A 24,603-nucleotide genomic window follows, 5' to 3' on the forward strand; every position below is an offset into this window, starting at 1 on the left:
ACCCGAGCCGAGCCGCCGGATGTCCGCCGACCTGCCCGCGGCCGCGACCCTGAGCCGCCTCGACCTGAAGACGCTCCGGCTATTCGCGGCCATCTGCGCGGAGGGGACCCTGAACGGCGCGGCGCGGCGGGCGGCGATCGCCCCGTCGGCTGTGAGCAAGCGGCTCGCCGAGCTGGAACACGCCCTCGGCTGCACCCTGCTCACCCGCGAGCCCCGCGGCATGCGCCTCACGCCGGCGGGCGAGACCCTGTTGCACCACACCCGCCGCATGCTGGCGAGCGCCGAGCAGATCGCCCTGGAACTCGCCGAGCACGCCCGGGGCGTGCGCGGCTTCGTGCGGGTCCTCGCCAACCTCTCGGCCATCGTGGAGTTCCTGCCCGAGGACCTGCAGGCCTTCCTGGCGGCGCAGCATGGGATCCGGGTCGACCTCGAGGAGCGCCCGAGCGGCGGCGTCGTCGCCGGCGTCGAGGAGGGCTTCGCCGATCTCGGCCTCTGCGCGGGCAACACCGACACCCGCAGCCTCACCGCCTTCCCGTACCGGAGCGACCGCCTCGTCCTGGTGATGCCGGCCGGCCATCCCCTGAGCGGCCGCGGCGCCGTCGCGCTGGCCGACACCCTCGACTACGACCATGTCGGGCTGCATGCGGAGAGTTCGATCTACGCCGCCCTGCGCGACGAGGCCCGTCGTCTCGGCCGGCCGCTGCGGCTGCGCATGCACGTGCCGAGCTTCGACGCGATCTGCCGCATGGCGCAGGTCGGGCTGGGCCTCGGGACCGTGCCGGAGCACGTCTACGCCCTGCTGGGCCCGCCGATGCAGCTTGCCGCGGTGCCGCTCACCGATCCCTGGGCCGTGCGCACGCTCCGCCTTGTCGTCCGCCCGGGCGCGCTGTCCCCGGCGGCGGCGCTCCTGCTGGAGCATCTCCGGGCCGCCGCGCGCTGAGCGTGCGTTCTCAGGCGGCGAACGCACGCTGGTACATCGCGTTTGGACTTCGCGTCGGGAAGAGCCCTATCTCGGGGCAACAAACGATGGAGGAAAGCCGTGTCCGGTCCGCTCAGCGGTATCCGCGTTCTCGAGCTCGGTCAGCTGATCGCCGCGCCCTTCGCGACGCGGCTGATGGCCGAATTCGGCGCTGAGGTCATCAAGGTCGAGCCCCCGGGCGAGGGCGACCCGCTCCGGAAGTGGCGCAAGATGCACGAGGGCACCTCGCTCTGGTGGTACCTGCAATCGCGCAACAAGAAGTCGATCGCCGTCAATCTGAAGTCGCCGGACGGCCTTGAGATCGTCAAGCAGCTCGCCCGGAGCGCAGACGTCGTGGTCGAGAACTTCCGTCCCGGCGGCCTGGAGAAGCTCGGCATCGGCTGGGACGTCCTCTCCGCGCTCAACCCGAACCTCGTGATGGTCCGGATCTCCGGCTACGGCCAGACCGGCCCCTACCGCGACCGGCCCGGCTTCGGCGCCATCGGCGAGTCGATGGGCGGCATCCGCTTCACCACCGGCAGCCCGGAGGCCCCGCCGGCCCGGGTCGGCGTCAGCATCGGCGACACCCTGGCCTCGCTCCACGGCGTGATCGGCGCACTGATGGCGCTGCTGCGGGTCAAGACCGGGCAGGGTGCCGGTCAGGTGATCGACGTCTCGCTCGTCGAGAGCGTGTTCAACGTCATGGAGAGCCTCGTCCCCGAATACGACCTGCTGGGCGAGGTCCGCACCCGCACCGGCGGCGCCCTGCCGGGCATCACGCCGTCGAACACCTATCCGACGCGCGACGGCGGCTACGTGGTCATCGCCGGCAACAGCGACCCGATCTTCCGCCGCCTGATGACGGCGATCGGTCGTCCGGACCTCGCGGACGACCCGGCGCTGCGCACCAATGAGGGCCGCTCGAAGCAATCCGCCCTGCTGGACGGGCTCATCGCCGGCTGGTCCAAGACCAAGAGTGTCGAGGAGGCGCTCGCCGTGCTCGACGCCGCCGACGTGCCCGCGGGCCGGATCTACTCGGTGGCCGATATCGTGGCCGATCCGCACTATCAGGCGCGCGACATGATCCTGCAGGCGGAACTGCCCGGCGGGACCCCGGTGAAGATGCCCGGCATCGTGCCGAAGCTCTCCGAGACGCCCGGCGAAGTCCGCTGGCAGGGACCGGCGCTCGGCGCCCACACGGATTCCGTGCTCACCGAACTCGGTCTCGACGCGGCGCGCATCGCCGCCCTGCGCGAAAAGGGAGCCGTGGCATGAGCGGCGACACGCTGATCGTCCAGGAGGTCGCGACCCGGGACGGCTTCCAGATCGAGCCGGTCTTCGTGCCGACGGCGGAGAAGATCCGCCTGATCGATGCCTTGTCGGAGACCGGGCTCAGCCGGATCGAGGTCTCGTCCTTCGTCTCGCCGAAGGCGGTGCCAGCGCTGGCCGACGCGGCCGAGGTCTTTGCCGGGATCCGGCGCCGGCCCGGGACCGTCTACGTCGCCCTGGTGCCGAACCCGAAGGGCGCCGAGCGGGCGCTCGCCGCGCGGGTCGACGAGATCAACCTCGTGGCCTCGGTGAGCGAGACCCACAACCGCGCCAATATGGGCATGAGCCCGGCCGACTCGATCGCCGGGTTCGCCCGGATCATGGATTCGGTGCGCGGCGCGCCGGTGAGCACCAACGCCACGGTGGCGACCGCCTTCGGCTGCCCGTTCGAGGGTGACCAGCTGCCCGATAAAGTCGTCGCGCAGGTGGAGCGCTACCTCTCGCTCGGCATCGACGGGGTGACGCTCGCCGACACGACCGGCATGGCCAATCCCCGGCAGGTGAGCCGCCTCGTCGCGCGGATCCTGCCGCTTGTCGGCCCCGGGCGCCTGACGCTCCACTTCCACAACACTCGCGGCCTCGGCCTCGCCAACGTGCTGGCCGCCTATGATGCCGGCGCCCGCCGCTTCGACGCGGCGCTCGGCGGCCTCGGCGGCTGCCCGTTCGCGCCCGGCGCCACGGGCAACATCTGCACCGAGGATCTCGTCAGTATGGCCCACGAGATGGGTGTGCCGACGGGGCTCGACCTTCCGGCACTGATCGGCCTGTCGCGGGACCTGCCGCGGCTCGTCGGCCACGACGTGCCCGGCCAAGTCGCCAAGGCCGGCCGGCCCTGTGACCTCCACCCGGCGCCCGCGAGAGCGGCCTGAAGCGGAGACGGAATGGGGCAGGCTCACGGTGACCCGACCTGCGGGTACACGACAGTGAGGCGCCGTCGTCTCGAACAGATGCACCGTCCTCCCTCTCCCGTACGGGAGAGGGTTGGGGTGAGGGATCAGCCGCTTCGGGATCGCGCGCGCCATCGCGGCGCAAGGCGAGCCTGATCCGGACAACGCTCACCCCGCACCCTGTCCCTCTCCCGCACGGGAGAGGGGACCCGCGCTTGGTCCGGCGATGCCGGCATCGCCGTCCAGCGTCGCGGATCCGCCGATGCGAGATTGCCGAGCGCTTCAAGCCGCCCGTCCGAAGGCGGCGCCGCTCATCCGAGTCCCTAACACCAAACGGAGGAAACCATGACCGCAGCCCTGTCGGGTTCACCGGCGGCCGCCGAGGCCGGCGCGGTGACGGAGGACGGAATCGTTCGCAAGGTCGCGTGGCGGCTCATGCCGCTGATCATGATCTGCTACATGTTCGCGTTCTTCGATCGCATCAACATCAGCTTCGCCAAGTTCCAGCTCCAGAGCGACCTCGGCTTCAGCAACGTCGCCTACGGGCTCGGCGCGAGCATGTTCGTGGTCGGCTACGTGATCTTCGAGGTGCCCTCGAACCTGTTCCTCTACCGGGTCGGGGCACGGCGCTGGATCGCCAGGATCATGATCTCCTGGGGCATCGCCACCGCGCTGATGATCTTCATCCGCAGCGAGTGGCACTTCTACGCCCTGCGCTTCCTGATCGGCGCCATGGAAGCGGGCTTCGCGCCGGGCATCCTCTATTACCTGACCATCTGGTTCCCCGCCTCGCATCGCGGCCGGATCACCTCCTTCATGTTCGTGGCCTCGGCCTTCTCGGGCATCTTCGGCGCGCCGGTGGCGGGCCTGATCCTCGGCGGCCTCAACGGCCTCGGCGGCCTCGCCGGCTGGCAATGGCTGTTCCTGGCCGGCGGCCTGCCCTGCCTCGTGCTCGGCGTGCTCGTGCTGACGCGCCTCGACGACCGCATCTCAGATGCGCGCTGGCTGTCGGAGCCCGAGAAGGCGCTCCTGTCGGGCCGCATCGCCCACCACAACCGCGAGATCGGCGACCACTCGCTGCTCGGGGCGATCAGGCAGCCCGGCTTTCTGATGGTCGGGCTGATCTACTTCCTGCTCCAGATCGGCTCCTACGGCCTGAACTTCTGGGGGCCGGACCTGATCAAGACAGCGAGCGGCGGCCAAGCGGCCTCGGTGGGCTTCCTCACGGCGATTCCCTACATCTGCGGGGCGATCAGCATGGTGGTGATCGGGCGCCTCTCCGACGCGTCGGGCGAGAGGCCGAAATTCGTCGCCGGTCTCGCCATCGCGGCCGCGCTCGGCTTCTTCGGCGCCGGGTTATTCGACAAGCATATCGTGCCGCTGATGGTCGCGCTTGCGCTGCTTGGCGCCGGCATCGTCGCCTCCATCCCAACCTTCTGGACGCTGCCGGCCAAGCTCGTCACCGGTGTCGGCGCGGCGGGCGGGATCGCGCTGATCAACACGCTGGGCCAGTTCGGCGGCATCGTCAGCCCGGTCATGGTCGGCTGGGTGAAGGACCTCACCGGCTCGACCACGCCCGCCCTCTACGGCATCGGCGTCCTGTGCCTCGTGGCCGCCGGGCTCGCGCTCTTTGCCATGCCGGCGAGCCTTCGCCGGAGCGACCGTGCGGCCTGACCGGGCCCGCCCAGGGCGTCCCGGGTCGACTGACCTACGGGGCGCCCGGAGCTGGGGCGGATCGAGACGCGGATCACTCAGGTTGGCCTCGACATACGCCTTGGCGCGCTGAACCACGACGTTGCCGTGGATCGATTGGGGCACCTCCCGGGGCCATCCGCTCGGCGAGCCCGGCGACGATCAGATCGATGACGATTTCCCGTCATGCGCGCGGCCGCGTTCGCCCCGAGCCGGTCGCGAACGGTCATCAGCTCGGTGAAAAAGGTTGTCGCCAAGCTCGCGGAGGAGAGATCCGCGCCGACGGTCAGGGCCGTCTAGAGGCGGGCCGGCCCGAGCACGCGCTCCGATCCAGCGGCTGTCCGTCTCCGTCATCTCCACCAGCGGCTGCCGGTCGACCACGACGAGGTCGCCCGACTGGGTCACCGCCTCGCGGCCGTTCTGCTGGATGACCGAGCGGCCGGCGCGCTTCAGGACCACGAACAGCGAATCGGGGCCGTCGTGCCTCCGGGCGGTCCGGTGCGTCGCCGCGGTCCGCGTGGCGCCGCGCGCCGCATGCGTCACGACGAGGGGGCCGATCACCGCCTGTTCCAGCTTGGCGGCGAACGGGCCGTCATGGAGCTACCGAAGCTCCACCGCCATCAGATGATCGGAGATGACCTCCCTCCAGCGTCGGAAGCTGTCCGTCGACGGCAGGCCGGCGGTCGAGAACAGGGTCTGCATGGTTCGATCCCCGCGCCACCGAGGTGAGGAGGAAGACGGGAGGCCGGCCGCGGAACGTCGCCGGGCCCCGCGGATTGTGCGGGACCTTCACCCACACCGGACGACCGTACCGGTCAGCCGTTCCAGACGTGAAGCTCCGGAGTCGACAGCGCCCGAAGGCGGATTTTGGCGCCGATCTCCGCGGCCGAAAACAGTGAACACATCAGTAACCAAACCGGAGATGGCGCCGGTTGCGCGGCGGAGCAAGAAACCTCTCGCCGCCAGACAAACCGCGTCCCGCTCATATTGTATATTATCTGCATCCTCAAGGAATGGAGCGAAATCAACTTGAGGTAGAAATGTCCCGCCGGCTGAACCGTCGCTCGGCTTTCCTCTCCACGAGACCAGTGCGCGCCGGTCTTTCGAAGAGGAGGCCCGCATGGTGGGACGCCCTCCAACAGTGATGTCTCAGATGGACCAACTTACCGACCACCGTTCAACCTTCATGCTGGAGAAGGTCGGCGCGATCGTCGCAGCCTACGTCTCGCGCAACGCGATCGAGGTCACGGCGCTGCCCGCACTGATCGACCAAGTGCACTCGGCCATCGCGGTCCTCCGCTGCGCGCCGTCGGGTCTCGGCCGAGCCGGGCTGAGCGACGCGCAGGTCGAGGCCTCGATCCAGGAAACGGGCCTGATCAGCTTCATTGATGGCCGGTCCTACCAAACCCTGAAGCGCCATCTCACCGCGCACGGCCTCACCCCCGAGCGCTACCGGGCCAAGTACGGCCTGCCGGCCGATTACCCGATGGTCGCCCCGGGCTACGCCGCGCGGCGCTCGGAGATCGCCAGGGCGATCCAGCTCGGCCACAAGGCGGCCTGAGCGATGAGGCCCGACACCTCCGCGGGCTCGGCCCAGACGCGCAAACCGCCTCCGGGCGCCGCGTGCGCAACCGACGCCCTGAGCCGCATTGCCGGAATCCTCGACGTGCCGGTCGCGAGCTTCTTCCCGGACGCCGACCGGCCTGACGCGGCCATCACCCAGGCGGCCGACCTGGTCACCGCCTTCGTGGCGATTGAAAGTTCGGCGGCGCGCCGAACCTGCCTGGCCTTCGTGCGGGCGATGGCAAATTCCTGAGGCGCCTGGGGGAGCCTCAGGAAGCCGGAGACCGAGTTGCTTTGTCCGGGGGGACGGAGCGCGGTCTCCGGCCCGAACACGCGGAGCCCGCGTCAGAAGACCTGGCGCAGGAGGAAGAACAACACGGCCGCGAGGGTGATCGCCGCCGGCAGGGTCAGGATCCAGGCGAGCGCCATGTTGCGCACGGTGGCCATCTGCAGGCCCGATCCATTGGCCGCCATCGTGCCGGCGACGCCCGATGACAGGATATGGGTGGTCGAGACCGGCAGGCCGTAGAGTTCGGCCAGCCCGATCGTACCGGCGGCGACGATCTCGGCGGAGGCGCCCTGCGCGTAGGTCAGGTGGGTCTTGCCGATCTTCTCGCCCACGGTGACGACGATGCGCTTCCATCCGACCATGGTGCCGAGACCCAGCGCCAGGGCGACGCAGACCTTCACCCAGCCCGGGATGTAGCGCGTGCCGTCGTTGAGCAGGCCCGTGTAGCGCTTCAGGTCCGCCTTCTCGGCCTCCGAGAAATCGGCTCCGGTGCTCGGCAGCAGGCGCACTGCGTCGGCGGCGAGATACATGTCGCTGCGGAGGTTCTGGGTCTGGGCGGCCGGCACCGTGCGGATCGCGCCGTAATTCTTCACGCTGGCGGCGATGTCGTCCGAGAGCGCCGCCAGCGCCGCGTAGACGGGTGGCGCGTTCAGGACCTTGGTCTTGAGCGCCTCGGTCACCGTTCGGCGCGCGGCGGCGGCGTCCGGCACCGCTGCGCCCGGCGCTCGGGCGGAGAACACCCCGCTCGCCGCCGTCGAGGCCTGCACGAAGGCGGGCGTCGTGTCGTCCGCCATGGTGCGGTTGAGGGCGTAGGCCGTGGGGGCGGCGCCGATCAGGATCAGCATGATCAGGCCCATGCCCTTCTGCCCGTCATTGCCGCCGTGGAAGAACGAGACCAGCGTGCAGGTGAGGATCAGCAGGCCGCGGATCCAGAGGGGCGGCGGCGCCTCGCCCTTAGGCGCCTCGTAGAGGTCCTTGCGGCGCACGGCGAATTTCAGGGCGAGCAGCAGCAGCGCCGCCAGCACGAAGCCGCAGACCGGCGAGAACAGAAGCGCCTTGAAGACGTTGAGCGCCTGGTTCCAGTCGACGCCCGCGGTGCCGTCGCCGCCGTTCATCAGCTGGTTGGCGAGGCCGACGCCGAGCACCGAGCCGATCAGCGCGTGGGACGACGAGTTCGGCAGCCCGAAGGCCCAGGTCCCGAGGTTCCACAGGATCGCCGCCAACAGGAGCGCGAAGATCATCGCGTAGCCCGCATGCGAGCCGACGTTGAGGATCAGCTCGACCGGCAGCAGAGTCACGATCGCGTAGGCCACGGCGCCCGAGGACAGCATCACGCCGAGGAAGTTGAAGACGCCCGACCAGATCACCGCGACGAGCGGCGGCAGCGAGTGGGTGTAGATCACCGTCGCGACCGCGTTGGCGGTGTCGTGGAAGCCGTTCACGAATTCGAAGGCGAGGGCGATCAGCAGGGCAAGGCCGAGCAGCGCGAAGGCGCCGTAGGCCAGGGGCGCCTCCCCGACCGCGTTCATGTCCGCGACGAGGCTCACCACCGCGTAGCCGAGACCCGTCACCAGGACGAGGAGGAACGCGACCACCCCGCCGAGATGCGTCCCGTGGTCGAGGCGGGGGCCGCCCGCCGGCCGATCTCCCACCGCCCCCGACGGCATCACGGCGGAATCGGACATGTACCCTCGCGGAATTTTTCGTGGTGGTGAGCCGGGATTAAAATGGAGCGGTGACGGTTGGGTGACGGGCGAAGGCAGGGCCGCGACGGACCCTGACGCCCCGCGTCGGCGACCCGGCCCGAGAGCGCCGGGCGGCGGCGCTGTCACACGCCTGACGCGGTCTGGCCGCTAGCGGACCGGACCGCTCGCCCGATCGCACGAGGGATCCGCATGATTGACGCCACGGTGCCGGCCCTGTCCCTCGGCGCGCTCCTGGCCCTCGTCCAGATCGGCAGCATCGCCGTGGCAGGCGGGCGCCTCGGGCGGACTCACGGGCCGTCGCGGTTTCCGGACGGCGCGCCCGTCTCCCTGGTCCGTCCGCTGCGCGGCGTCGAGGCCTACAGCGAGGAGATGCTCGTTCGCAGCTTCCGCCTCGACTACCCCTCCTACGAGCTGATCTTCTGCGTCGCCGACCCCGCGGACCCGATCGTCCCGATGGTGGAGCGCCTGATCGAGGCCCACCCGCACGTGCCCGCCCGCCTGATCCTCGGCGACGAGCGCGTCAGCGCGAACCCGAAGCTCAACAACTGCCTGCGTGGCTGGCGTGCCGCCGCCCACGACTGGGTGGTGCTCGCCGATTCCAACGTGGCCATGCCGCCGGACTACCTCCAGCGGCTCCAGGCCGCGTGGCGGGACGACACCGGCCTCGTCTGCTCCACCCCGGCCGGCGCCCGCCCGGGCAGCTTCATGGCGGAGGTGGAGTGCGCCTTCCTCAATACCCTGCAGGCCCGCTGGCAATACGCCGCCGAGGCCTTCGGGCTGGGCTTCGCGCAGGGCAAGAGCATGCTCTGGCACAAGCCCTTCCTGGAGGCGCAGGGCGGGCTCCAGGCGCTCGCGGCCGAGATCGCCGAGGACGCGGCCGCCACCAAGCTCGTCCGCGCCGCCGGCCGGCGCGTCCACCTCGTGGCGAGCCCGTTCGAGCAGCCGCTCGGCCCGCGCGGCTTCCGGGAGGTCTGGGCGCGGCAGCTGCGCTGGGCGCGGCTGCGCCGCGTGACCTTCCCGCTGTTCTTCGCCCCCGAGATCGGCAGCGGCGTCCTGCTGCCGGCGCTCCTCGTCGCCCTCTGGGCCGGCAGCCTCGCGGGCCTCGCGGGCGCTGCCGGACTCGCCGCCCTGTGCTATGCCGCCGAGCACCGGCTCGCTCTCCGCGCGGGCTGGCACCGTTCGCCCCGCATGCTGGCGGCCTTCCTGGCGCGCGACGTCCTGATCCCGGCGATCTGGGTCGGCGCCTGGATGCGGAGCGCCATCGTGTGGCGGGGCAACGCCATGGACGTGCGCCCGCGGCGGGCCGCCGACGCGCGCTCCTACGCGCCGACGGCCTGACCGCCCGACGATCGGAGGCCCTGACGTGTCGCGCCGCTACGCCCTCTACTGGCTGCCCGCCCCGGGCTCCCGCCTCGAGGCCTTCGGCCGGGCGATCCTCGGCACCGACAACGTGACCGGGACGCCGGTGCCGCATCCGGAGGGGCTCGGCGATCTCGCACCCGTCACGGCGGGCGCGCGGGTCTACGGGTTCCACGCCACCCTCAAGGCGCCGCTGCGCCTCGCCCCGGGCACCGGGGAGGCCGACCTCGTGGCCGCCACCCGCGCCCTCGCGGCCGCGCACCCGCCGGTGGCGGTGGGGCCGCTCCGGGTCGCCGCCCTCGGGCCGTTCCTCGCCCTGGTGCCGGAGGCCCCGCCGCCGGAGCTCGGGCTCCTCGCCGCCGAGTGCGTCGCCGCCCTCGACCCGTTCCGGGCGCCGCTCACGGAGGCCGAGCGCGCCAAGCGCCGGCCGGAGCGCCTCGACCCGCGCGGCCGCGCGCTCCTCGACCGCTGGGGCTACCCCTACGTGTTCGAGGCCTTCCGCTTCCACATGACCCTGACCGACGCCCTGCCGGAGGCGGATCGCGACCTCTGGCACCGGCGCCTGTCGGAGGCCTACGCCGCCGTGGGACCGGAGCCCCTGCGGATCGACGCCGTCAGCCTCCTCACCCAGGACGGGCCGGGGCCGTTCCGGCTCCTGGCGCGCCTGCCCTTCGGAGATGCCCGTGGTTGACCGCCCCCTCGGCCTCGAACCCGCGCTCGATCCGAGCGCCCGGGTCGTCGACAGCCGCCTCGGCCGCTACACCGAGGTCGGCGCTCGCACCCGCCTGACCGAGACAATCCTCGACGACTATTCCTACATCGGTCAGGACGGCGAGGTGATCTACACCGCGATCGGCAAGTTCTGCTCGATCGCCGCCAGCGTCCGGATCAACCCCGGCAACCACCCGATGGAGCGCGCTGCGCAGGCGCATTTCACCTATCGGGCGCGCGCCTACTGGCCCGAGGAGGCGGACGAGCCGGCCTTCTTCGACCGGCGCCGGGCGAGTCCGGTGGCGATCGGCCACGATGTCTGGATCGGCCACGGCGTGGTCGTCCTGCCCGGGCGCACCATCGGCACCGGCGCGGTGGTGGGGGCGGGCGCCATCGTCACCCGCGACGTCGAACCCTACACGATCGTCGTCGGCAATCCCGCCAGGCCGGTCCGGCGCCGCTTTCCCGAGGCGATCGCCGCGCGCCTGACGCGCCTCGCCTGGTGGGACTGGGACCACGAGCGGCTGCGTCGGGCGCTGCCGGATTTCTGCGGCCTGCCCATCGAAGCATTCCTGGAGCGATACGAAGATTAAGTCGGCTATCGAAAAACGGAAATGTTGCGCCGGCAAATATAATTGTCCGTAATACGTCATCCAATCGTCGTGAAACCGGCGTTTACGTGCGCCCATTCCGCGGCGGATGGTTGCATGCTGGTTATCGAGGATCTCACGCGCCGGTACGGCGAACGGCGCGCCGTCGACGGCGTGTCGCTCCGGATCGAGCCCGGCAGCTTCGTCGGGGTGATCGGCAGGTCGGGCGCCGGCAAGTCGACCTTGCTGCGCCTCATCAACCGGCTGGCGGATCCGAGTTCGGGGCGCATCCTCCACGAGGGCCGTGAGATCACGACCCTGCGGGGACGCCCGCTGCGCGAGTGGCGCACCCGCTGCGCCATGATCTTCCAGCAGTTCAACCTCGTCGGCCGGCTCGACGTCATGACCAACGTGCTGATGGGCCGGCTCAGCCACGTGCCGAGCTACCGCTCCCTGCTCCGGCAATGGTCCGCCGAGGACCGGGCCATGGCCCTCGCCGCCCTGGAAAGCTTCGACATGGGCGAGTTCGCCGGCCAGCGGGCCGACGGCCTGTCGGGCGGGCAGCAGCAGCGCGTCGCCATCGCCCGCGCCCTCGTGCAGGAGCCCGAGATCCTGCTCGCCGACGAGCCGGTCGCCTCGCTCGACCCGCGCAACACCCGCCTCGTGATGGACGCGCTCGCCGAGGTGAACCGGCGCTACGGCATCACGGTGCTGTGCAACCTGCACTCCCTCGACCTCGCCCGCGCCTACTGCGACCGCCTCGTCGGCCTCGCGGCCGGACGGGTCGTGTTCGAGGGCGGCCCCTTCGACCTGACCGAGGACGTGGCGCGCCGGCTCTACGGCCTGGAGGCCGGCGAGGTGCTGGACGATTCCGCGCAGCGCGAGGCGGAGCAGCGGGCCGCGATGCCGGGCCGGCCCGGTCTCATGCCGGCGCGGCCGGTCCGCGAGGCCGCCCTCGGCGCCTGATCCGGGCCCCGGGCCGCAACACCACCACACGGGAAACGCCCGACCGGCCTGCGGCCGGCCGAACTCCCGCCCTACGCCGACATGAAGGACGACACGATGATCACCCGACGCACCCTCGCCAGCGCCGCCGCGGCCCTCGCCCTCCTCGGCCTGCCGGCCGCCGCCCAGGACTGGAAGGCCCAGTATCCGGAACTGACGCTCGGCGTGATCCCGGCCGAGAACGCCTCGGGCACCGCCGACCGCTGGGCGCCGCTCACCGCCTACCTGACCAAGACCCTCGGCGTGCCGGTGAAGCTGCGGGTCGCGAGCGACTACGCCGCTGTGATCGAGGGCCAGCGGGCCGGCAACATCCAGATCGCGTGGTACGGGCCGGCCTCGTTCGCGCGGGCCGTGATGACCGGCGTGAAGATCGAGCCGATCGTCAACCAGAAGCACGAGACCGGCGCCTCGGGCTATTATTCGGTGGTCTACGTGCTGGCCTCCAGCCCTTACAAGACCGTCGAGGATCTGAAGGGCAAGAACCTCGCGCTGGTCGATCCGAACTCGACCTCCGGCAACCAGGCGCCGCGCTTCTTCCTGAAGCGGGCCGGCTACGACGTCGAGAAGTTCTTCAGCAAGATCTTCTACGCCGGCAGCCACGAGAACGCCGTCCTGGCGCTCACTCAGGGCACGGCCGACGCCGCCGCCAACCTGTGGAATTCCGAGACCGACACGATGGTCACCCGCATGGCCGCCAAGGGCATGCTCAAGAAGCCCGACGGCACGCCGATGCAGCAATCGGACTTCCGGGTCGTGTTCAAGTCCGACTTCCTGCCGGAAGGGCCCTTCGCCATGCTGACGAGCCTGCCGGACGACCTGAAGGCCAAGATCCGCGACGCCTTCGTGGCCCTGCCGAAGGCCGACAAGACCGCGTTCGACCGGCTCTCCGACGGCAAGGACCAGGATCTCACGCCGGTGACCCTCAAGGATTACCAGCCGATCATCGACATGCTGCGGTTCAACGACGAGCAGCGCCGGAAGTCCTGATCCGGAGCCGCCCGCCTTGCGCGGTCTGACACCCCTGTCGCCGGAGCGGGAAGCCGCCCTCTCCGGCCTCTACGCGGCGGCGACCGGTGCCGCCCGCCGCCGCACGTTGGCGGGCTTCGCCCTTGCGGCGGCGCTCGCCGTGGTCGCCGGCCTGATCGCCGAGGTGCGGCCGCTGGTCTTCGCCGAGAATATCGGCAGGTTCACCGCCTACATCCAGCAGATCCTGCCGCCGATCGGCCTCGAGCACCCGCTCGAGGACGTCCGCGCCTGGTACTGGGGCCTGCCCAAATGGCTCGGCCTGCTGGGCGAGACCCTGCTCATGGCCTATCTCGGGACGCTGCTCGGGGGGCTGGCGGGCTTCGTCCTCAGCTTCGTGGCCGCCGCCAACCTCGTGCGGTCGCGCCTGCTGCGCGTCGGCGCCAAGCGCCTCCTGGAGCTGTGCCGCACCGTCCCCGAGGTGGTGTTCGCGCTGATCTTCGTGATCGCCTTCGGCCTGGGCCCAATGGTGGGCGTCCTCGCCATCGCGATCCACACCACGGGCGCGCTCGGCAAGCTGTTCTCCGAGGTGGTCGAGAACATCGACATGCGACCCGTCGAGGGCCTGTCGGCCTCCGGCGCCACCTGGGTCCAGACGGTGCGCTTCGCGGTGCTGCCGCAGGTGCTGTCGAACTTCGCCTCCTACGCGCTGCTGCGCTTCGAGATCAACGTGCGCGGCGCCGGGGTGATGGGTTTCGTCGGTGCCGGCGGCATCGGCCAGGAATTCCTCGTGGCGATCCGCAACTTCTACTACGCGGACGTGAGCGCGATCCTCGTGCTGATCATCCTGACCGTGTTCTGCATCGACCTCGCCACCGAGCGGGTCCGCCACCGCCTGATCGGCCCGGAGCAGGCCCGATGAGTGCGCGTCCCGAGGCCCTGCGGGCGGCGGCCCGGGCCGACCTCGCCCGCCTGCGCGCGCGCTACCCGGCGCAGTTCCGAACCGACTGGCCGGGGCGGGCGCGACTCGCCGCCCTGCTCGTCGTCCTGGTCGGGCTCGCGGCTCTCGGTTACTGGCGCCTCGACTTCTCTGTGGCGCGGATCGTCCACGGTCTCGGGCGGCTCGGCTCCTTCGCGGTGCTGATGCTGCCGCCGTCGCCGGAGGGCCAGTTCTGGACCTTCCTGCACGCGCTCGGCGAGACTCTGGGCATCGCCTTCCTGGGCACGCTGACGGCGGCCATCTTCGCCTTCCCGGTGGCGTTCCTGGCGGCCCGGAACGTCGTGCCGAACCCGTTCGCGCGGTTCGCCGTCCGCCGCGGCCTCGACGTGATGCGCTCGGTCGACGTGCTGATCTGGGCGCTGATCTGGATCAACGTCGTCGGGCTGGGTCCCTTCGCGGGGGCGCTCGCCATCGCGTGCTCGGATTTCGGGGCCTTCGGCAAGCTGTTCTCCGAGGCGATCGAGACCTGCGACAAGCGCGCCGGCGAGGGCGTCGTCGCCTCGGGCGGCTCGGCGCTCCACCGCATCCGCTTCGGGCTGATCCCCGGGGTGCTGCCGGTCCTGGCGAGCCAGGTCCTGTACTTCTTCGAGTCGAACACCCGCTCGGCGACGATCATCGGCATCGTCGGTGCGGGCGGCATCGGTCAGTACCTCACCGAGCTGATCCGCGTGCTGGAGCTGCAGCAGGTCGCCTTCCTGGTGCTGATGATCCTCGTGACCGTGGCGGCGATCGACTGGGTCTCGACCCGCCTGCGCCGGGCGATCATCGGGCCCGCGGCGCGCTGACGGGCGCCTCGGCTCTCCGTCATCACTTCGCTCCGCTCGCAAGGACGGTGTGCCGGGGCCGGCGAGCGGACACCGCGTCACCCCCCGATTACCAGCTCCACGCGGTCGGCGGCGAACAGGGTGCGGTTCGCCTGGATCGGCACGCCGGCGGGATCGATGTTGACGCTCGACACGACCAGCACGACCCGCCCCGGCGCGATGTCGAGGCGCTGCGCCTCCGCGGCGTCCGCGGGGCGGGCTCGGATGCGTGTCGAGAGCCGCGTGTAGTCGTGGACGCCACAGGCCGCGAAGGCCCGGGTGATCGAGCCGCGCTCGGCATAGGCCTCCGCGAAGCCCGCGAAGCGCGGCAGCGGCAGCCAGGTCAGTGCCGTCGAGAGCGGGGCGCTGTCCGCCCGGTGGACCGTCAGCAGCTCCAGGATCGGCGCGGCGGAGGCGAGCGCCAGAGCCGCCGCCTGCTCGGGCCCGGCCGGGATCGTGGCCGAGGCGATGAGGTCGCCCCAGGCCTCGCGCCCCGCCCCGGCGACGATCTCGGAGAAGCGCGTGCGCGGCCCGATCGGGTAGGCGAGCGGCGCCTCCTCCACGAAGGTGCCCCGGCCCTGGCTGGCGCGCACGAGGCCGCCCTCCGCGAGGGCCGCGAGGGCGCGCCGCACCGTATGCCGGTTCACCGCGAAGCGCGTCGCCAGGGCGGCCTCGGCGGGGAGTTGCTGTCCCGGCGCGTAGCGCCCCGCCGCGATCTCGGCCGTCAGCGCGTCGGCGATCTGCCGCCACGCCGTCAGCCCTTCCCCCCGGACGAGGCCGGCCGCCTGCTCCTGCGCATCCATCCTGTCATCCAAACTTCATTTGTGCGGCGCACGCCAGTTGTCTATACACCTATACAACCGAGCGACGGAGGGATTCGCGATGACGACGGCCCCGAGAGATCCGGGATCCGAGGGCGACACCGCGGCGCGCCAGGCCGTCATGGCCCTCTGTGCCGAGGCGAGCCGCGCGGATCTGGAGGCGGCCCTGTCGGGCCTCGATGCGCCCGCGGCAGCGGACCTGCGCCCGCCGGAGACCGGCCTCGTGATGGCCTCGGGCCGGATCGGCGGCGACGGGCGCCCGTTCAATGTCGGCGAGGTCAGCGTGACCCGGGCCGCCATCCGCCTCGCGGACGGCCCGGCGGGCTTCGCCTACCACCTCGGCCGCGACCGCGCGAAGGCGCGGCTCGCCGCGATCCTCGACGCCCTCTGGCAGGATCCGGGGCGGCGCGCCCGGGTCGAGGCTGCCCTGGAGCCCGCCGCCCGGCGGCTCGCGGCCTCCCGGGATCAGGCCGCCCGGCGCACGGCCGCCACCCGGGTCGATTTCCTGACCCTCGCCCGCGGAGAGGATTGAGCATGCTCGCCCCCGGCTTCGCCGATCCGGTCCACGACGCGCAGGGCACCTTCCGCGCCGTCATGGACGCGCTCGCCCGCCCCGGCCGCGTCCGGCCGCTCGTCGCCGACCTCGCGCCGCCCGCGCCGCTGACGCCGGAGCTGGCCGCCGTCGCGCTGACGCTCACCGACGCCGACACGCCGGTCTGGCTGGATCCGGCCCTCGCCGCGGCGCCGGAGGTCGCGGCCTATCTGCGCTTCCACACAGGCGCGCCGCTCACCGAAGACCCGGCCGAGGCGGCCTTCGCGCTGGTCCGCGAGCCTGCGCGCTGCCCGCCGCTAGCCCGCTTCGCCCCCGGGACGCCGGCCTATCCGGACACGGCCACGACCCTGGTGCTCGCCCTCGACGCGCTCACGGAGGGGGAGGGGCTGCACCTCTCCGGCCCGGGCATCCGGGGCACCGCCCGGATCGCGCCGGCGCCTCTGCCGGACGGCTTCGTGGCGCAGCTCTCGGAGAATCGCGCCGGTTTCCCCCTCGGAGTCGACCTGATCCTCACCGCACCCCGCCACGTGGCCGGTCTCCCGCGCTCCACGACAGTGACGGAGGCCTGATTCATGTACGTGGCCGTGAAGGGCGGCGAGGCCGCCATCGACAACGCCCATCGACTCCTCGCCGAGGCCCGCCGGGGCGACCAAGCCGTGCCCGAACTCTCCGTGGCGCAGATCCGCGAGCAGATGGCGCTTCTGGTCGACCGGGTGATGACGGAAGGCTCGCTCTATGATCCGGATCTCGCGGCGCTGGCGCTCAAGCAGGCGCGCGGCGACGTGGTCGAGGCGGTGTTCCTGGTCCGCGCCTACCGGACCACGCTGCCCCGTTTCGGCGCCTCCGCGCCGGTCGATACGGGCGCGATGGCGGTCGAGCGGCGCATCTCCGCCACCTTCAAGGATCTGCCCGGCGGCCAGGTGCTCGGGCCGACCTTCGACTACACCCACCGGCTGGTCGACTTCGCGCTCGCCGCAGACACCGTGTCCGAGCCCGCCGCCGAGGCCGAGCCCCGCGCGGATGCCGGTACCTGCCCGCGGGTCACCGACCTGCTCGCCCAGGACGGCCTGATCGAGCCCTCACCCCGGGATGACGGCACGCCCGTGGGCGACCTCACCCGCGAGCCGGTGGATTACCCGGCCGACCGGGCCCTGCGCCTCCAGGCGCTCGCCCGCGGCGACGAGGGCTTCGTGCTCGGCCTCGCCTACTCGACGCAGCGCGGCTACGGCCGCACCCACCCGTTCGTGGGCGAGATCCGGGTCGGCACGGTGGCCGTGGAGTTCGTGCCCGAGGAGCTGGGTTTCGCGGTGCCGCTCGGCCGGGTGCGCCTCACGGAGTGCCAGATGGTCAACCAGTTCAAGGGCTCGGGGGCGGCCCCGCCGCAATTCACCCGCGGCTACGGGCTGAGCTTCGGGCAGAGCGAGCGCAAGGCCATGGCGATGGCCCTGGTCGACCGGGCGCTCCGCGCGGAGGAGCTCGGCGAGCCGGTGGCGAGCCCGGCCCAGGACCAGGAATTCGTTCTGGCCCATTGCGACAGCCTCCAGGCGACCGGCTTCGTCGAGCACCTGAAGCTGCCCCACTACGTCGACTTCCAGGCGGAGCTGGAACTTGTTCGCCGGCTACGCGCCGAGTTCGAGCGGAAATCCGACGCCGTCGAGATGCAGGAGGCCGCCGAATGAGCGCCGCGATCGCGCAGCGCCCGGAGAGCGAACCGGGCTACAACTTCGCCTATCTCGACGAGGGCACGAAGCGGATGATCCGCCGGGCCATCCTCAAGGCCATCGCGGTGCCGGGCTACCAGGTGCCCTTCGCCTCCCGCGAGATGCCGATGCCCTACGGCTGGGGCACCGGCGGCGTGCAGGTCACGGCCGCGATCCTGGGCCGGTCGGACGTGCTCAAGGTCATCGACCAGGGCGCCGACGACACCACCAACGCGGTCTCGATCCGCCGCTTCTTCGCCAAGACCTCCGGGGTGGCCACCACCACCCGCACCGCGGAGGCGACGGTGATCCAGACCCGCCACCGCATCCCCGAGACGCCGCTCACCGAGGGGCAGACGCTGGTCTACCAGGTGCCGATCCCCGAGCCCCTGCGCTTCCTCGAGCCCCGCGAGACCGAGACCCGCCAGCTCCACGCGCTGGCCGAGTACGGCGCCATGCACGTGAAGCTCTACGAGGATATCAGCCGCCACGGGCACATCGCCACCACCTACGCGTATCCGGTGGAGGTGGCGGGCCGCTACGTGATGGACCCGTCGCCGACGCCGAAATTCGACAATCCCAAGATGGACGACTGCCCGGCGCTCCAGCTCTTCGGCGCGGGCCGCGAGCGGCGGATCTACGCGGTGCCGCCCTACACGCGGGTGCGCAGCCTCGATTTCGAGGACCACCCGTTCCGCGTGCAGGCATTCACGCAGCCCTGCGCCCTGTGCGGCGCCCGCGGCCACTACCTCGACGAGGTGGTGACCGACGATTCCGGAGGCCGGATGTTCATCTGCTCCGACACCGACATCTGCGAGACCCGCGTCGCGGAGGCGGCCCGATGAGCCCGCCGCTCCTCTCCGCCCACGGCCTGACCAAGGCCTACGGCAGCCGGCTCGCCTGCGCGGGCATCGACCTCGACGTCACGGAGGGCGAGGTGCTCGCCATCGTGGGCGAATCGGGCTCGGGCAAGTCGACGCTCCTGTCGCTGCTTGCCGGCGAGCTGGCGCCCGATTCAGGCCAGATCCGCTACCGGATGCGCGACGGGCAGGTGCGCAGCCTCGCCGATCTCGGCCCTGCGGAGCTGCGCCGGCTGATGCGCACCGACTGGGGCTTCGTCCGCCAGGACGCCCGCCAGGGGCTGCGCATGGCGGTCTCGGCCGGCGGCAATGTCGGCGAGCGGCTGATGGGCCTGGGCGAGCGCCATTACGGCCGCATCCGCGGCCAGGCGCTCGACTGGCTCGGCCGGGTCGAGATCGACGCTGGCCGCGTGGACGACCCGCCGAGCCAGTTCTCCGGCGGCATGCGCCAGCGCCTGCAGATCGCCCGCAACCTCGTCACCGCGCCGCGCCTCGTGCTGATGGACGAGCCGACGTCCGGCCTCGACGTCTCGGTCCAGGCCCGGCTCCTCGACCTGATCCGGCGGCTCTCGGCGGAGCTCGGTCTCGCCGTGGTCATCGTCACCCACGACCTCGCGGTGGCGCGGCTGCTGTCGCACCGGATCGCCGTGATGCGGGCCGGCCGCGTGATCGAGACCGGCCTGACCGACCGGGTGCTCGACGATCCCGAGCACGCCTACACCCAGCTCCTCGTCGCCTCGGTGCTCGCCGCATGACCGCGCTCCTGACCTTCGAGAACGTCGCCAAGAGCTTCACCCTGCACCTGCGCGGCGGTGTCGTGCTGCCGGTGGTGGGCGACGTCAGCTTCACGGTGGCGCCCGGGGAGTGCGTGGTGCTGGGCGGACCCTCAGGGGCGGGGAAATCCTCGCTCCTGAAGATGGCCTACGGCAATTACCGCTGCGATGCCGGCGCCATCCGGGTCCGCGACGGCGAGGCCGTGGTCGACGTGGTGCGTGCCGATCCGCGGGTGGTGCTGGCGCTGCGGGCGCGGGTCATCGCCTACGTGTCGCAGTTCCTGCGGGTCATCCCGCGGGTCCCGGCCCTCGACGTGGTCGAGGCGGCCGGCCGCGAGGGCGGCCTGTCCGAAGAGGCGGCGCGCGCCCGGGCCAAGGACCTGCTCGCCCGGCTCAACCTGCCCGAGCGGCTCTGGGATCTGCCGCCCGCGACCTTCTCGGGGGGCGAGCAGCAGCGGGTCAACATCGCCCGGGGCCTGATCGCCGACCGGCCGCTGCTGCTGCTCGACGAGCCGACCGCCTCCCTGGACGCGCAGAACCGCGCCGTGGTGGCCGAGCTCGTGCGCGAGAAGCTCCAGGCCGGGGCCGGCGTGCTCGGCATCTTCCACGACAGCGAGATGCGCGACGCTGTGGCGACCCGGGTGGTCGATGTCACCCGCTTCGCGCCGCAAGCCCGGGCAGCCTGAGGATCTTCACGATGGACGACTTCATCCTCGAGAACGCGACCCTGGTCCTGCCGGACCGGGTGCAACGCGGCTGGCTCGCGGTGTCGGACGGTGCGATCGCCGAGATCGGCGAGGGGCGCCCGCCCGCGCGCGGCCTCGATTGCGGCGGCGACCACCTGATCCCCGGCCTGATCGAGCTGCACACGGACCATCTGGAGAGCCATTACGCGCCGCGCCCGAAGGTGCGCTGGCACCCGCTCGGCGCGGTGCTCGCCTACGACGCGCAGATCACCGCCTCGGGCATCACGACGGTGTTCGATTCGCTGCGCGCCGGCAGCGACCCGGACGGCAGCGGCCTCGGCTCCGAGCTGGAGCAGCTCGCCGGCGCCATCGCCACCGCCCGGGCCGGCGACCTGTTCCGGGCCGAGCACTTCACCCATCTGCGCTGCGAGTTGCCCTCCACGGACGTGCTGGACACGGTGGCGAGCTTCACGGCCCGCTATCCGGTCGGACTGATCTCGCTGATGGACCACACGCCCGGCCAGCGGCAGTTCCGCGACATGGAGAAGTACTACACCTACGCCACCCGGGGCGGCCGGCCCATGGAGGAGATCCACGCCAACACCGAGCGCAAGATCCGCGACGGAAGGGCGCTCAACGCCAAGAACCGGCCGGCTCTGGTCCAGTTCGCCCGCGAGATGGGCATCCCGCTCGCGAGCCACGACGACACCACCCTGGCCGATGTCGACCTCGCGGTCGGCGAGGGCGTGCGGCTGGCCGAGTTTCCCACCACCCTGGCGGCGGCCGAGGCCGCGCACCGGCAGGGCATCACCGTGATGATGGGGGCACCGAACCTGATCCGCGGCGGCTCGCATTCCGGCAACGTCGCCGCCCTGGCGCTGGCCGAGGCCGGGCACCTCGATATCCTCTCGTCGGATTACGTGCCGGCGAGCCTGCTGATGGCGGCCTTCCTGCTGCCCGAACAGGCGCCCGCGATCACGCTGCCCCAGGCGCTCGCCACCGTCACGGCCAACCCCGCCCGCGCCACCGGCCTGACCGATCGCGGCGCCCTGGCGCCCGGGTTGCGGGCTGACCTCGTGCGCGTGCAGCGGGCCGAGGGGGTGCCGGTGGTCCGCCAGGTCTGGCGCGCCGGCCGGCGGGTCGCCTGATGCCGGGCTGCCTCGTCCTCGTCGTCGGCCCGAGCGGGGCCGGCAAGGACACGCTGATCCGGCTCGCCCGGGCGGCCCTGGCCGGCGACCCGCGCTACGTCTTCCCGCGCCGCCTCGTCACCCGGCCGCCCTCGGCCGACGAGGACAACGACGAGATCGACGAGGCCGCCTTCGCCGAGGGCTGCGCGGCGGCCCGCTTCACCCTGAGCTGGCGTGCCCACGGCCTCGGCTACGCCCTCCCTGCGGAGGCCGGCCGGCTCGCCGCAGACGGTCATGTGGTGATCTGCAACGTCTCGCGCCGGGTCGTCGCGGAGGCGCGGAGGACCTGCCGGCGCGTGAGCGTCGTCGAAGTCACGGCCCCGCCCGAGATCCTGGCGCGGCGCATCACCGCCCGGGGCCGGTCCCAGGACGGCGATCTCGCAGCACGTCTCACCCGGGAGGTGCCGGTCGAGGCGGATCTGAGGATCCTCAACACCGGTGCTCCGGAGGCGGGCGCCGAACGTCTGGTGGCGCATCTGCGCAGCTGCTGAGCCGGCTATCCGCGGGATCCGCCGGTACGGGCTCATGCCGCGCGTGCTCTCTCCCGGTCCGATGGAGCAAAGCGGAACCCGATCCGGGCTCTGGCACAGGAAGCAGCCCACCACGGCACAGGTCGATCAGGTTGGGTGCTTCACGACGTCTTGTACTGGATGCCGGGTCGCACTGTGCTGCCGCTGCCGGCACCCGGGAACAGGGCGGTGCTCGATAGGACGCGCCGTTCGGCCATGAAAAAGGGCGCGTACCGGATCCGGTACGCGCCCTGCAGGTCGGCCCGGGACACCTGTCCCGGGCGCTACTTGGAAGATTAGAGGCCGCCGAACTTGTAGTTGAAGCCAGCGCGAACGATGCTGCCCTCGGTGCGGAAGCGCGAGATATACCCGCCGTTGCCGACGCCCGGGATCGCGCCGACGAGCACGTTCTGGCTGCCGAGATCGTAATGCAGGTACTCGGCCTTCACCGTGATGGCGTCGTACTTGATGCCGATGTAGCGGCCGAGCGCGAAGGTGTTCAGGAAGCTGTCGGTCGGCAGCGCGAACTCGATGCCGCCACCGTAGGCGAAGCCGGTCTTGAAGTCGTCGTAGCGGCCGGCGAACTGCAGGCGGCCGCCGGGGGTGAAGAAGTTGGCGTCGTGGAACACGTTGCCGTAGGCGAGGCCGCCCATCCCGTAGACCAGGACGCGGTCAAAGGCGTAGCCGACGCGGCCCGTGAGCGTGCCGAGCCAGTCGAGGCTCTGGCGGAACTGGCTGAGGTTCGGCGGGCCGCCCGCGACGTTGCCGGTGCCGAGCACGACCCGGTTCTTGGTGATGTCGGTCCAGTCGATGCTGTTGGCGACACCGACCACGATGCCGGCGCCCGGCGTGAACTGGTAGTTGTAGCCTGCCGTGCCGCCGATGTTGGCGAAGCCGTCCTGCGTGGTCGAGGTCAGGAACGGACGGCGGCCGAGCGCCACGTTGGCGGCGTTGCCCGGCTGGACGCCGACGGTCGTGATGCGCTCGCGATCCGTGAAGGTGTAGGCCGACTCGAGACCGGCGTAGAAGCCCGTCCAGGTGAAGACCGGCACCGGCGTGAAGGCCGGCGGCGGCGCGGCGCGGCGCGGCAGATCGGCGGCGGAGGCGGCCGTCGTGACCAGGGCCGTCGCGGCGGTGGCGAGGAGGAACTTCTTCATCATGGCGGGGGTCCGAGGTGATGCGTTGTTGCCGCCACTTAAGCTCGGCCGTGCGAATCCCGCTATGCCCGCGATGCCACACTGTGGCGCCAAAGCGTCTTCGTTACTGCGGAGCATTGATGTTTCGGCGTTCAAGACTCTCTTCCGCGGCTTGACAGCGGGACCTGTCGCCGGGCTCCCGCGCGCCACGGAGCTTGATCCCTGGCGGCCGACCCTCTAAGCGGACCGCGTTTTTCGCCCCTGTCCGAACTTCGGGGCGGCTGACCAGGATTCGGGGCCCCCGTGTGGTCCCGGCCGCAGGAATGGGAATCATGGGCAAGGAAAAGTTCTCCCGCACCAAGCCGCACTGCAACATTGGCACGATTGGTCACGTTGACCACGGCAAGACGTCTCTGACGGCGGCGATCACGAAGGTTCTGGCTGAGACGGGCGGGGCGACGTTCACGGCCTACGACCAGATCGACAAGGCTCCGGAGGAGAAGGCGCGCGGGATCACGATCTCGACGGCGCACGTGGAGTACGAGACGCAGAACCGTCACTACGCGCACGTGGATTGCCCCGGCCACGCCGACTACGTGAAGAACATGATCACGGGCGCGGCGCAGATGGACGGCGCGATCCTGGTGGTGTCGGCGGCCGACGGCCCGATGCCGCAGACCCGCGAGCACATCCTTCTGGCGCGCCAGGTCGGCGTTCCGGCGCTGGTGGTGTTCCTCAACAAGGTCGACATGGTCGACGACGAGGAGCTTCTGGAGCTGGTCGAGCTGGAGGTGCGCGAGCTTCTCTCGAAGTACGACTTCCCCGGCGACGACATCCCGATCACCAAGGGCTCGGCGCTGATGGCGCTGGAGGACAAGGAGCCGAAGATCGGCAAGGAGGCCGTTCTGGCGCTGATGGCGACGGTGGATGCCTACATCCCGCAGCCGGAGCGTCCGATCGACCTGCCGTTCCTGATGCCGATCGAGGACGTGTTCTCGATCTCGGGCCGCGGCACGGTCGTGACGGGCCGGGTCGAGCGCGGGATCGTGAAGGTCGGCGAGACGGTGGAGATCGTCGGCATCCGCGACACGCAGACCACGACGGTCACGGGCGTGGAGATGTTCCGCAAGCTGCTCGACCAGGGCCAGGCGGGCGACAACGTCGGGGTGCTGCTGCGCGGCACGAAGCGCGAGGACGTGGAGCGCGGCCAGGTCGTGTGCAAGCCGGGTTCGGTGAAGCCGCACTCGAAGTTCAAGGCCGAGGCCTACATCCTGACCAAGGAGGAGGGTGGCCGTCACACGCCGTTCTTCACCAACTACCGGCCGCAGTTCTACTTCCGCACGACGGACGTGACCGGGATCTGCACGCTTCCCGAAGGCACCGAGATGGTGATGCCGGGCGACAACGTGACCATGGACGTGGCGCTGATCGTGCCGGTGGCCATGGAGGAGAAGCTGCGCTTCGCCATCCGCGAGGGCGGCCGCACCGTCGGCGCCGGCGTCGTCGCCGCCATCAACGACTGA

At 71.3% G+C, this 24,603-nt stretch carries 25 protein-coding genes and 1 pseudogene; 22 read left to right on the forward strand and 4 right to left on the reverse strand.

Features of this window, described 5'->3' with window-relative positions; translation table 11 throughout:
- Nucleotides 1-19: 19 nt before the first annotated feature.
- The 4 genes from BLT59_RS07495 to BLT59_RS07510 all read left to right on the forward strand — a co-directional run bounded on the left by BLT59_RS07495 (nt 20) and on the right by BLT59_RS07510 (nt 4,848).
- Entirely contained in the window at nt 20-940 is a 921-nt protein-coding gene (locus tag BLT59_RS07495; RefSeq protein WP_091778036.1) for a LysR family transcriptional regulator, read from the forward strand.
- Nucleotides 941-1,039: 99 nt separating this feature from the next.
- The gene (locus BLT59_RS07500; RefSeq protein ID WP_091778038.1) at nt 1,040-2,233 is read left to right on the forward strand and encodes a CaiB/BaiF CoA transferase family protein; all 1,194 of its coding nucleotides are present in this window, start codon (nt 1,040-1,042) and stop codon (nt 2,231-2,233) included.
- Entirely contained in the window at nt 2,230-3,156 is a 927-nt protein-coding gene (locus BLT59_RS07505) for a hydroxymethylglutaryl-CoA lyase (RefSeq protein ID WP_091778040.1), read from the forward strand. The genes BLT59_RS07500 and BLT59_RS07505 overlap by 4 nt, the downstream gene beginning before the upstream one ends.
- A gap of 363 nt (nt 3,157-3,519) precedes the next feature.
- Entirely contained in the window at nt 3,520-4,848 is a 1,329-nt protein-coding gene (locus tag BLT59_RS07510; RefSeq protein ID WP_091778042.1) for an MFS transporter, read from the forward strand.
- A 180-nt stretch (nt 4,849-5,028) separates the two neighbouring features.
- Here BLT59_RS07510 and BLT59_RS07515 read toward each other — a convergent pair.
- Nucleotides 5,029-5,451: pseudogene (locus BLT59_RS07515) on the reverse strand (hypothetical protein); the annotation flags it as partial.
- Nucleotides 5,452-6,019: 568 nt separating this feature from the next.
- On the opposite strand from BLT59_RS07515, the gene BLT59_RS07520 reads away from it, so the two are divergent.
- A complete protein-coding gene (locus tag BLT59_RS07520) occupies nt 6,020-6,427 on the forward strand; it encodes a Ros/MucR family transcriptional regulator (RefSeq protein ID WP_175543959.1) in 408 nt (135 codons plus the stop codon).
- A 3-nt stretch (nt 6,428-6,430) separates the two neighbouring features.
- A complete protein-coding gene (locus BLT59_RS07525; RefSeq protein ID WP_091778047.1) occupies nt 6,431-6,682 on the forward strand; it encodes a hypothetical protein in 252 nt (83 codons plus the stop codon).
- A 92-nt stretch (nt 6,683-6,774) separates the two neighbouring features.
- Here BLT59_RS07525 and BLT59_RS07530 read toward each other — a convergent pair whose 3' ends face one another.
- Complete coding sequence (locus tag BLT59_RS07530; RefSeq protein WP_091778050.1) at nt 6,775-8,403, reverse strand: inorganic phosphate transporter; 1,629 nt, start codon at nt 8,401-8,403, stop codon at nt 6,775-6,777.
- A gap of 210 nt (nt 8,404-8,613) precedes the next feature.
- On the opposite strand from BLT59_RS07530, the gene BLT59_RS07535 reads away from it, so the two are divergent.
- The 7 genes from BLT59_RS07535 (at nt 8,614) to phnE (BLT59_RS07565) (ending at nt 14,837) form a co-directional block, all read left to right on the forward strand.
- Entirely contained in the window at nt 8,614-9,762 is a 1,149-nt protein-coding gene (locus BLT59_RS07535; protein ID WP_091778052.1) for a ceramide glucosyltransferase, read from the forward strand.
- Nucleotides 9,763-9,787: 25 nt separating this feature from the next.
- On the forward strand, nt 9,788-10,474 hold the full coding sequence (locus BLT59_RS07540; RefSeq protein ID WP_091778054.1) for a DUF1045 domain-containing protein: 687 nt from the start codon (nt 9,788-9,790) through the stop codon (nt 10,472-10,474).
- Nucleotides 10,467-11,087: an LbetaH domain-containing protein gene (locus tag BLT59_RS07545; RefSeq protein WP_175543960.1), complete on the forward strand. Its 621-nt coding sequence runs from the start codon at nt 10,467-10,469 to the stop codon at nt 11,085-11,087. Before BLT59_RS07540 ends, BLT59_RS07545 begins: the two co-directional genes overlap by 8 nt.
- A gap of 114 nt (nt 11,088-11,201) precedes the next feature.
- Nucleotides 11,202-12,050 (forward strand): phosphonate ABC transporter ATP-binding protein, encoded by an 849-nt coding sequence (gene phnC / locus BLT59_RS07550; RefSeq protein ID WP_091778058.1) that lies wholly within the window; start codon nt 11,202-11,204, stop codon nt 12,048-12,050.
- A gap of 96 nt (nt 12,051-12,146) precedes the next feature.
- Nucleotides 12,147-13,076: a phosphonate ABC transporter substrate-binding protein gene (gene phnD, locus BLT59_RS07555; protein ID WP_091778139.1), complete on the forward strand. Its 930-nt coding sequence runs from the start codon at nt 12,147-12,149 to the stop codon at nt 13,074-13,076.
- Nucleotides 13,077-13,092: 16 nt separating this feature from the next.
- A complete protein-coding gene (gene phnE, locus BLT59_RS07560) occupies nt 13,093-13,974 on the forward strand; it encodes a phosphonate ABC transporter, permease protein PhnE (protein WP_091778060.1) in 882 nt (293 codons plus the stop codon).
- The gene (gene phnE, locus BLT59_RS07565; RefSeq protein WP_091778062.1) at nt 13,971-14,837 is read left to right on the forward strand and encodes a phosphonate ABC transporter, permease protein PhnE; all 867 of its coding nucleotides are present in this window, start codon (nt 13,971-13,973) and stop codon (nt 14,835-14,837) included. Before phnE (BLT59_RS07560) ends, phnE (BLT59_RS07565) begins: the two co-directional genes overlap by 4 nt.
- A gap of 77 nt (nt 14,838-14,914) precedes the next feature.
- Here phnE (BLT59_RS07565) and phnF read toward each other — a convergent pair whose 3' ends face one another.
- The gene (gene phnF / locus BLT59_RS07570) at nt 14,915-15,658 is read right to left on the reverse strand and encodes a phosphonate metabolism transcriptional regulator PhnF (protein WP_091778064.1); all 744 of its coding nucleotides are present in this window, start codon (nt 15,656-15,658) and stop codon (nt 14,915-14,917) included.
- A gap of 79 nt (nt 15,659-15,737) precedes the next feature.
- On the opposite strand from phnF, the gene phnG reads away from it, so the two are divergent.
- The 8 genes from phnG to phnN are packed head-to-tail and all read left to right on the forward strand — an operon-like array spanning nt 15,738 to nt 21,926.
- Complete coding sequence (gene phnG / locus BLT59_RS07575; RefSeq protein ID WP_091778068.1) at nt 15,738-16,208, forward strand: phosphonate C-P lyase system protein PhnG; 471 nt, start codon at nt 15,738-15,740, stop codon at nt 16,206-16,208.
- Nucleotides 16,209-16,210: 2 nt separating this feature from the next.
- Nucleotides 16,211-16,798 carry a phosphonate C-P lyase system protein PhnH gene (gene phnH, locus BLT59_RS07580; protein ID WP_091778072.1) on the forward strand — a complete coding sequence of 196 codons (588 nt, stop codon included), beginning with the start codon at nt 16,211-16,213 and terminating at the stop codon, nt 16,796-16,798.
- A 3-nt stretch (nt 16,799-16,801) separates the two neighbouring features.
- Nucleotides 16,802-17,908: a carbon-phosphorus lyase complex subunit gene (locus BLT59_RS07585; protein ID WP_091778076.1), complete on the forward strand. Its 1,107-nt coding sequence runs from the start codon at nt 16,802-16,804 to the stop codon at nt 17,906-17,908.
- Nucleotides 17,905-18,774: an alpha-D-ribose 1-methylphosphonate 5-phosphate C-P-lyase PhnJ gene (locus BLT59_RS07590; RefSeq protein WP_091778080.1), complete on the forward strand. Its 870-nt coding sequence runs from the start codon at nt 17,905-17,907 to the stop codon at nt 18,772-18,774. The genes BLT59_RS07585 and BLT59_RS07590 overlap by 4 nt, the downstream gene beginning before the upstream one ends.
- Complete coding sequence (phnK, locus tag BLT59_RS07595) at nt 18,771-19,544, forward strand: phosphonate C-P lyase system protein PhnK (RefSeq protein WP_091778083.1); 774 nt, start codon at nt 18,771-18,773, stop codon at nt 19,542-19,544. Before BLT59_RS07590 ends, phnK begins: the two co-directional genes overlap by 4 nt.
- Nucleotides 19,541-20,248 carry a phosphonate C-P lyase system protein PhnL gene (phnL, locus tag BLT59_RS07600; protein WP_091778086.1) on the forward strand — a complete coding sequence of 236 codons (708 nt, stop codon included), beginning with the start codon at nt 19,541-19,543 and terminating at the stop codon, nt 20,246-20,248. The genes phnK and phnL overlap by 4 nt, the downstream gene beginning before the upstream one ends.
- A gap of 11 nt (nt 20,249-20,259) precedes the next feature.
- A complete protein-coding gene (locus BLT59_RS07605; protein WP_091778090.1) occupies nt 20,260-21,396 on the forward strand; it encodes an alpha-D-ribose 1-methylphosphonate 5-triphosphate diphosphatase in 1,137 nt (378 codons plus the stop codon).
- On the forward strand, nt 21,396-21,926 hold the full coding sequence (gene phnN, locus BLT59_RS07610; RefSeq protein WP_175543961.1) for a phosphonate metabolism protein/1,5-bisphosphokinase (PRPP-forming) PhnN: 531 nt from the start codon (nt 21,396-21,398) through the stop codon (nt 21,924-21,926). The genes BLT59_RS07605 and phnN overlap by 1 nt, the downstream gene beginning before the upstream one ends.
- Before the next feature lie 314 nt (nt 21,927-22,240).
- Here phnN and BLT59_RS07615 read toward each other — a convergent pair whose 3' ends face one another.
- A complete protein-coding gene (locus BLT59_RS07615) occupies nt 22,241-23,104 on the reverse strand; it encodes an outer membrane protein (protein ID WP_091778097.1) in 864 nt (287 codons plus the stop codon).
- Nucleotides 23,105-23,412: 308 nt separating this feature from the next.
- Here BLT59_RS07615 and tuf point away from each other — a divergent pair, with 308 nt between their 5' ends.
- Nucleotides 23,413-24,603, forward strand: coding sequence for an elongation factor Tu (gene tuf, locus BLT59_RS07620; protein ID WP_091778141.1), 1,191 nt, complete (start codon nt 23,413-23,415; stop codon nt 24,601-24,603).

This window comes from Methylobacterium sp. UNC378MF (genome assembly GCF_900103195.1).
Classification (GTDB): domain Bacteria; phylum Pseudomonadota; class Alphaproteobacteria; order Rhizobiales; family Beijerinckiaceae; genus Methylobacterium.

What these genes read in the sequence shown, in the direction of transcription:
- phnK (WP_091778083.1), top strand. Translation starts at nt 18,771, where the DNA reads ATGAGCCCGCCGCTCCTCTCCGCCCACGGCCTGACCAAGGCCTACGGC.
- phnD (WP_091778139.1), top strand. Translation starts at nt 12,147, where the DNA reads ATGATCACCCGACGCACCCTCGCCAGCGCCGCCGCGGCCCTCGCCCTC.
- BLT59_RS07520 (WP_175543959.1), top strand. Translation starts at nt 6,020, where the DNA reads ATGGACCAACTTACCGACCACCGTTCAACCTTCATGCTGGAGAAGGTC.
- phnF (WP_091778064.1), bottom strand. Translation starts at nt 15,658, where the DNA reads ATGGATGCGCAGGAGCAGGCGGCCGGCCTCGTCCGGGGGGAAGGGCTG.
- BLT59_RS07510 (WP_091778042.1), top strand. Translation starts at nt 3,520, where the DNA reads ATGACCGCAGCCCTGTCGGGTTCACCGGCGGCCGCCGAGGCCGGCGCG.
- BLT59_RS07615 (WP_091778097.1), bottom strand. Translation starts at nt 23,104, where the DNA reads ATGATGAAGAAGTTCCTCCTCGCCACCGCCGCGACGGCCCTGGTCACG.
- BLT59_RS07505 (WP_091778040.1), top strand. Translation starts at nt 2,230, where the DNA reads ATGAGCGGCGACACGCTGATCGTCCAGGAGGTCGCGACCCGGGACGGC.
- BLT59_RS07525 (WP_091778047.1), top strand. Translation starts at nt 6,431, where the DNA reads ATGAGGCCCGACACCTCCGCGGGCTCGGCCCAGACGCGCAAACCGCCT.
- BLT59_RS07590 (WP_091778080.1), top strand. Translation starts at nt 17,905, where the DNA reads ATGAGCGCCGCGATCGCGCAGCGCCCGGAGAGCGAACCGGGCTACAAC.
- BLT59_RS07535 (WP_091778052.1), top strand. Translation starts at nt 8,614, where the DNA reads ATGATTGACGCCACGGTGCCGGCCCTGTCCCTCGGCGCGCTCCTGGCC.
- BLT59_RS07530 (WP_091778050.1), bottom strand. Translation starts at nt 8,403, where the DNA reads ATGTCCGATTCCGCCGTGATGCCGTCGGGGGCGGTGGGAGATCGGCCG.
- phnH (WP_091778072.1), top strand. Translation starts at nt 16,211, where the DNA reads ATGCTCGCCCCCGGCTTCGCCGATCCGGTCCACGACGCGCAGGGCACC.
- BLT59_RS07495 (WP_091778036.1), top strand. Translation starts at nt 20, where the DNA reads ATGTCCGCCGACCTGCCCGCGGCCGCGACCCTGAGCCGCCTCGACCTG.
- phnN (WP_175543961.1), top strand. Translation starts at nt 21,396, where the DNA reads ATGCCGGGCTGCCTCGTCCTCGTCGTCGGCCCGAGCGGGGCCGGCAAG.
- BLT59_RS07585 (WP_091778076.1), top strand. Translation starts at nt 16,802, where the DNA reads ATGTACGTGGCCGTGAAGGGCGGCGAGGCCGCCATCGACAACGCCCAT.
- BLT59_RS07605 (WP_091778090.1), top strand. Translation starts at nt 20,260, where the DNA reads ATGGACGACTTCATCCTCGAGAACGCGACCCTGGTCCTGCCGGACCGG.
- phnG (WP_091778068.1), top strand. Translation starts at nt 15,738, where the DNA reads ATGACGACGGCCCCGAGAGATCCGGGATCCGAGGGCGACACCGCGGCG.
- phnE (WP_091778062.1), top strand. Translation starts at nt 13,971, where the DNA reads ATGAGTGCGCGTCCCGAGGCCCTGCGGGCGGCGGCCCGGGCCGACCTC.
- tuf (WP_091778141.1), top strand. Translation starts at nt 23,413, where the DNA reads ATGGGCAAGGAAAAGTTCTCCCGCACCAAGCCGCACTGCAACATTGGC.
- phnC (WP_091778058.1), top strand. Translation starts at nt 11,202, where the DNA reads ATGCTGGTTATCGAGGATCTCACGCGCCGGTACGGCGAACGGCGCGCC.
- phnL (WP_091778086.1), top strand. Translation starts at nt 19,541, where the DNA reads ATGACCGCGCTCCTGACCTTCGAGAACGTCGCCAAGAGCTTCACCCTG.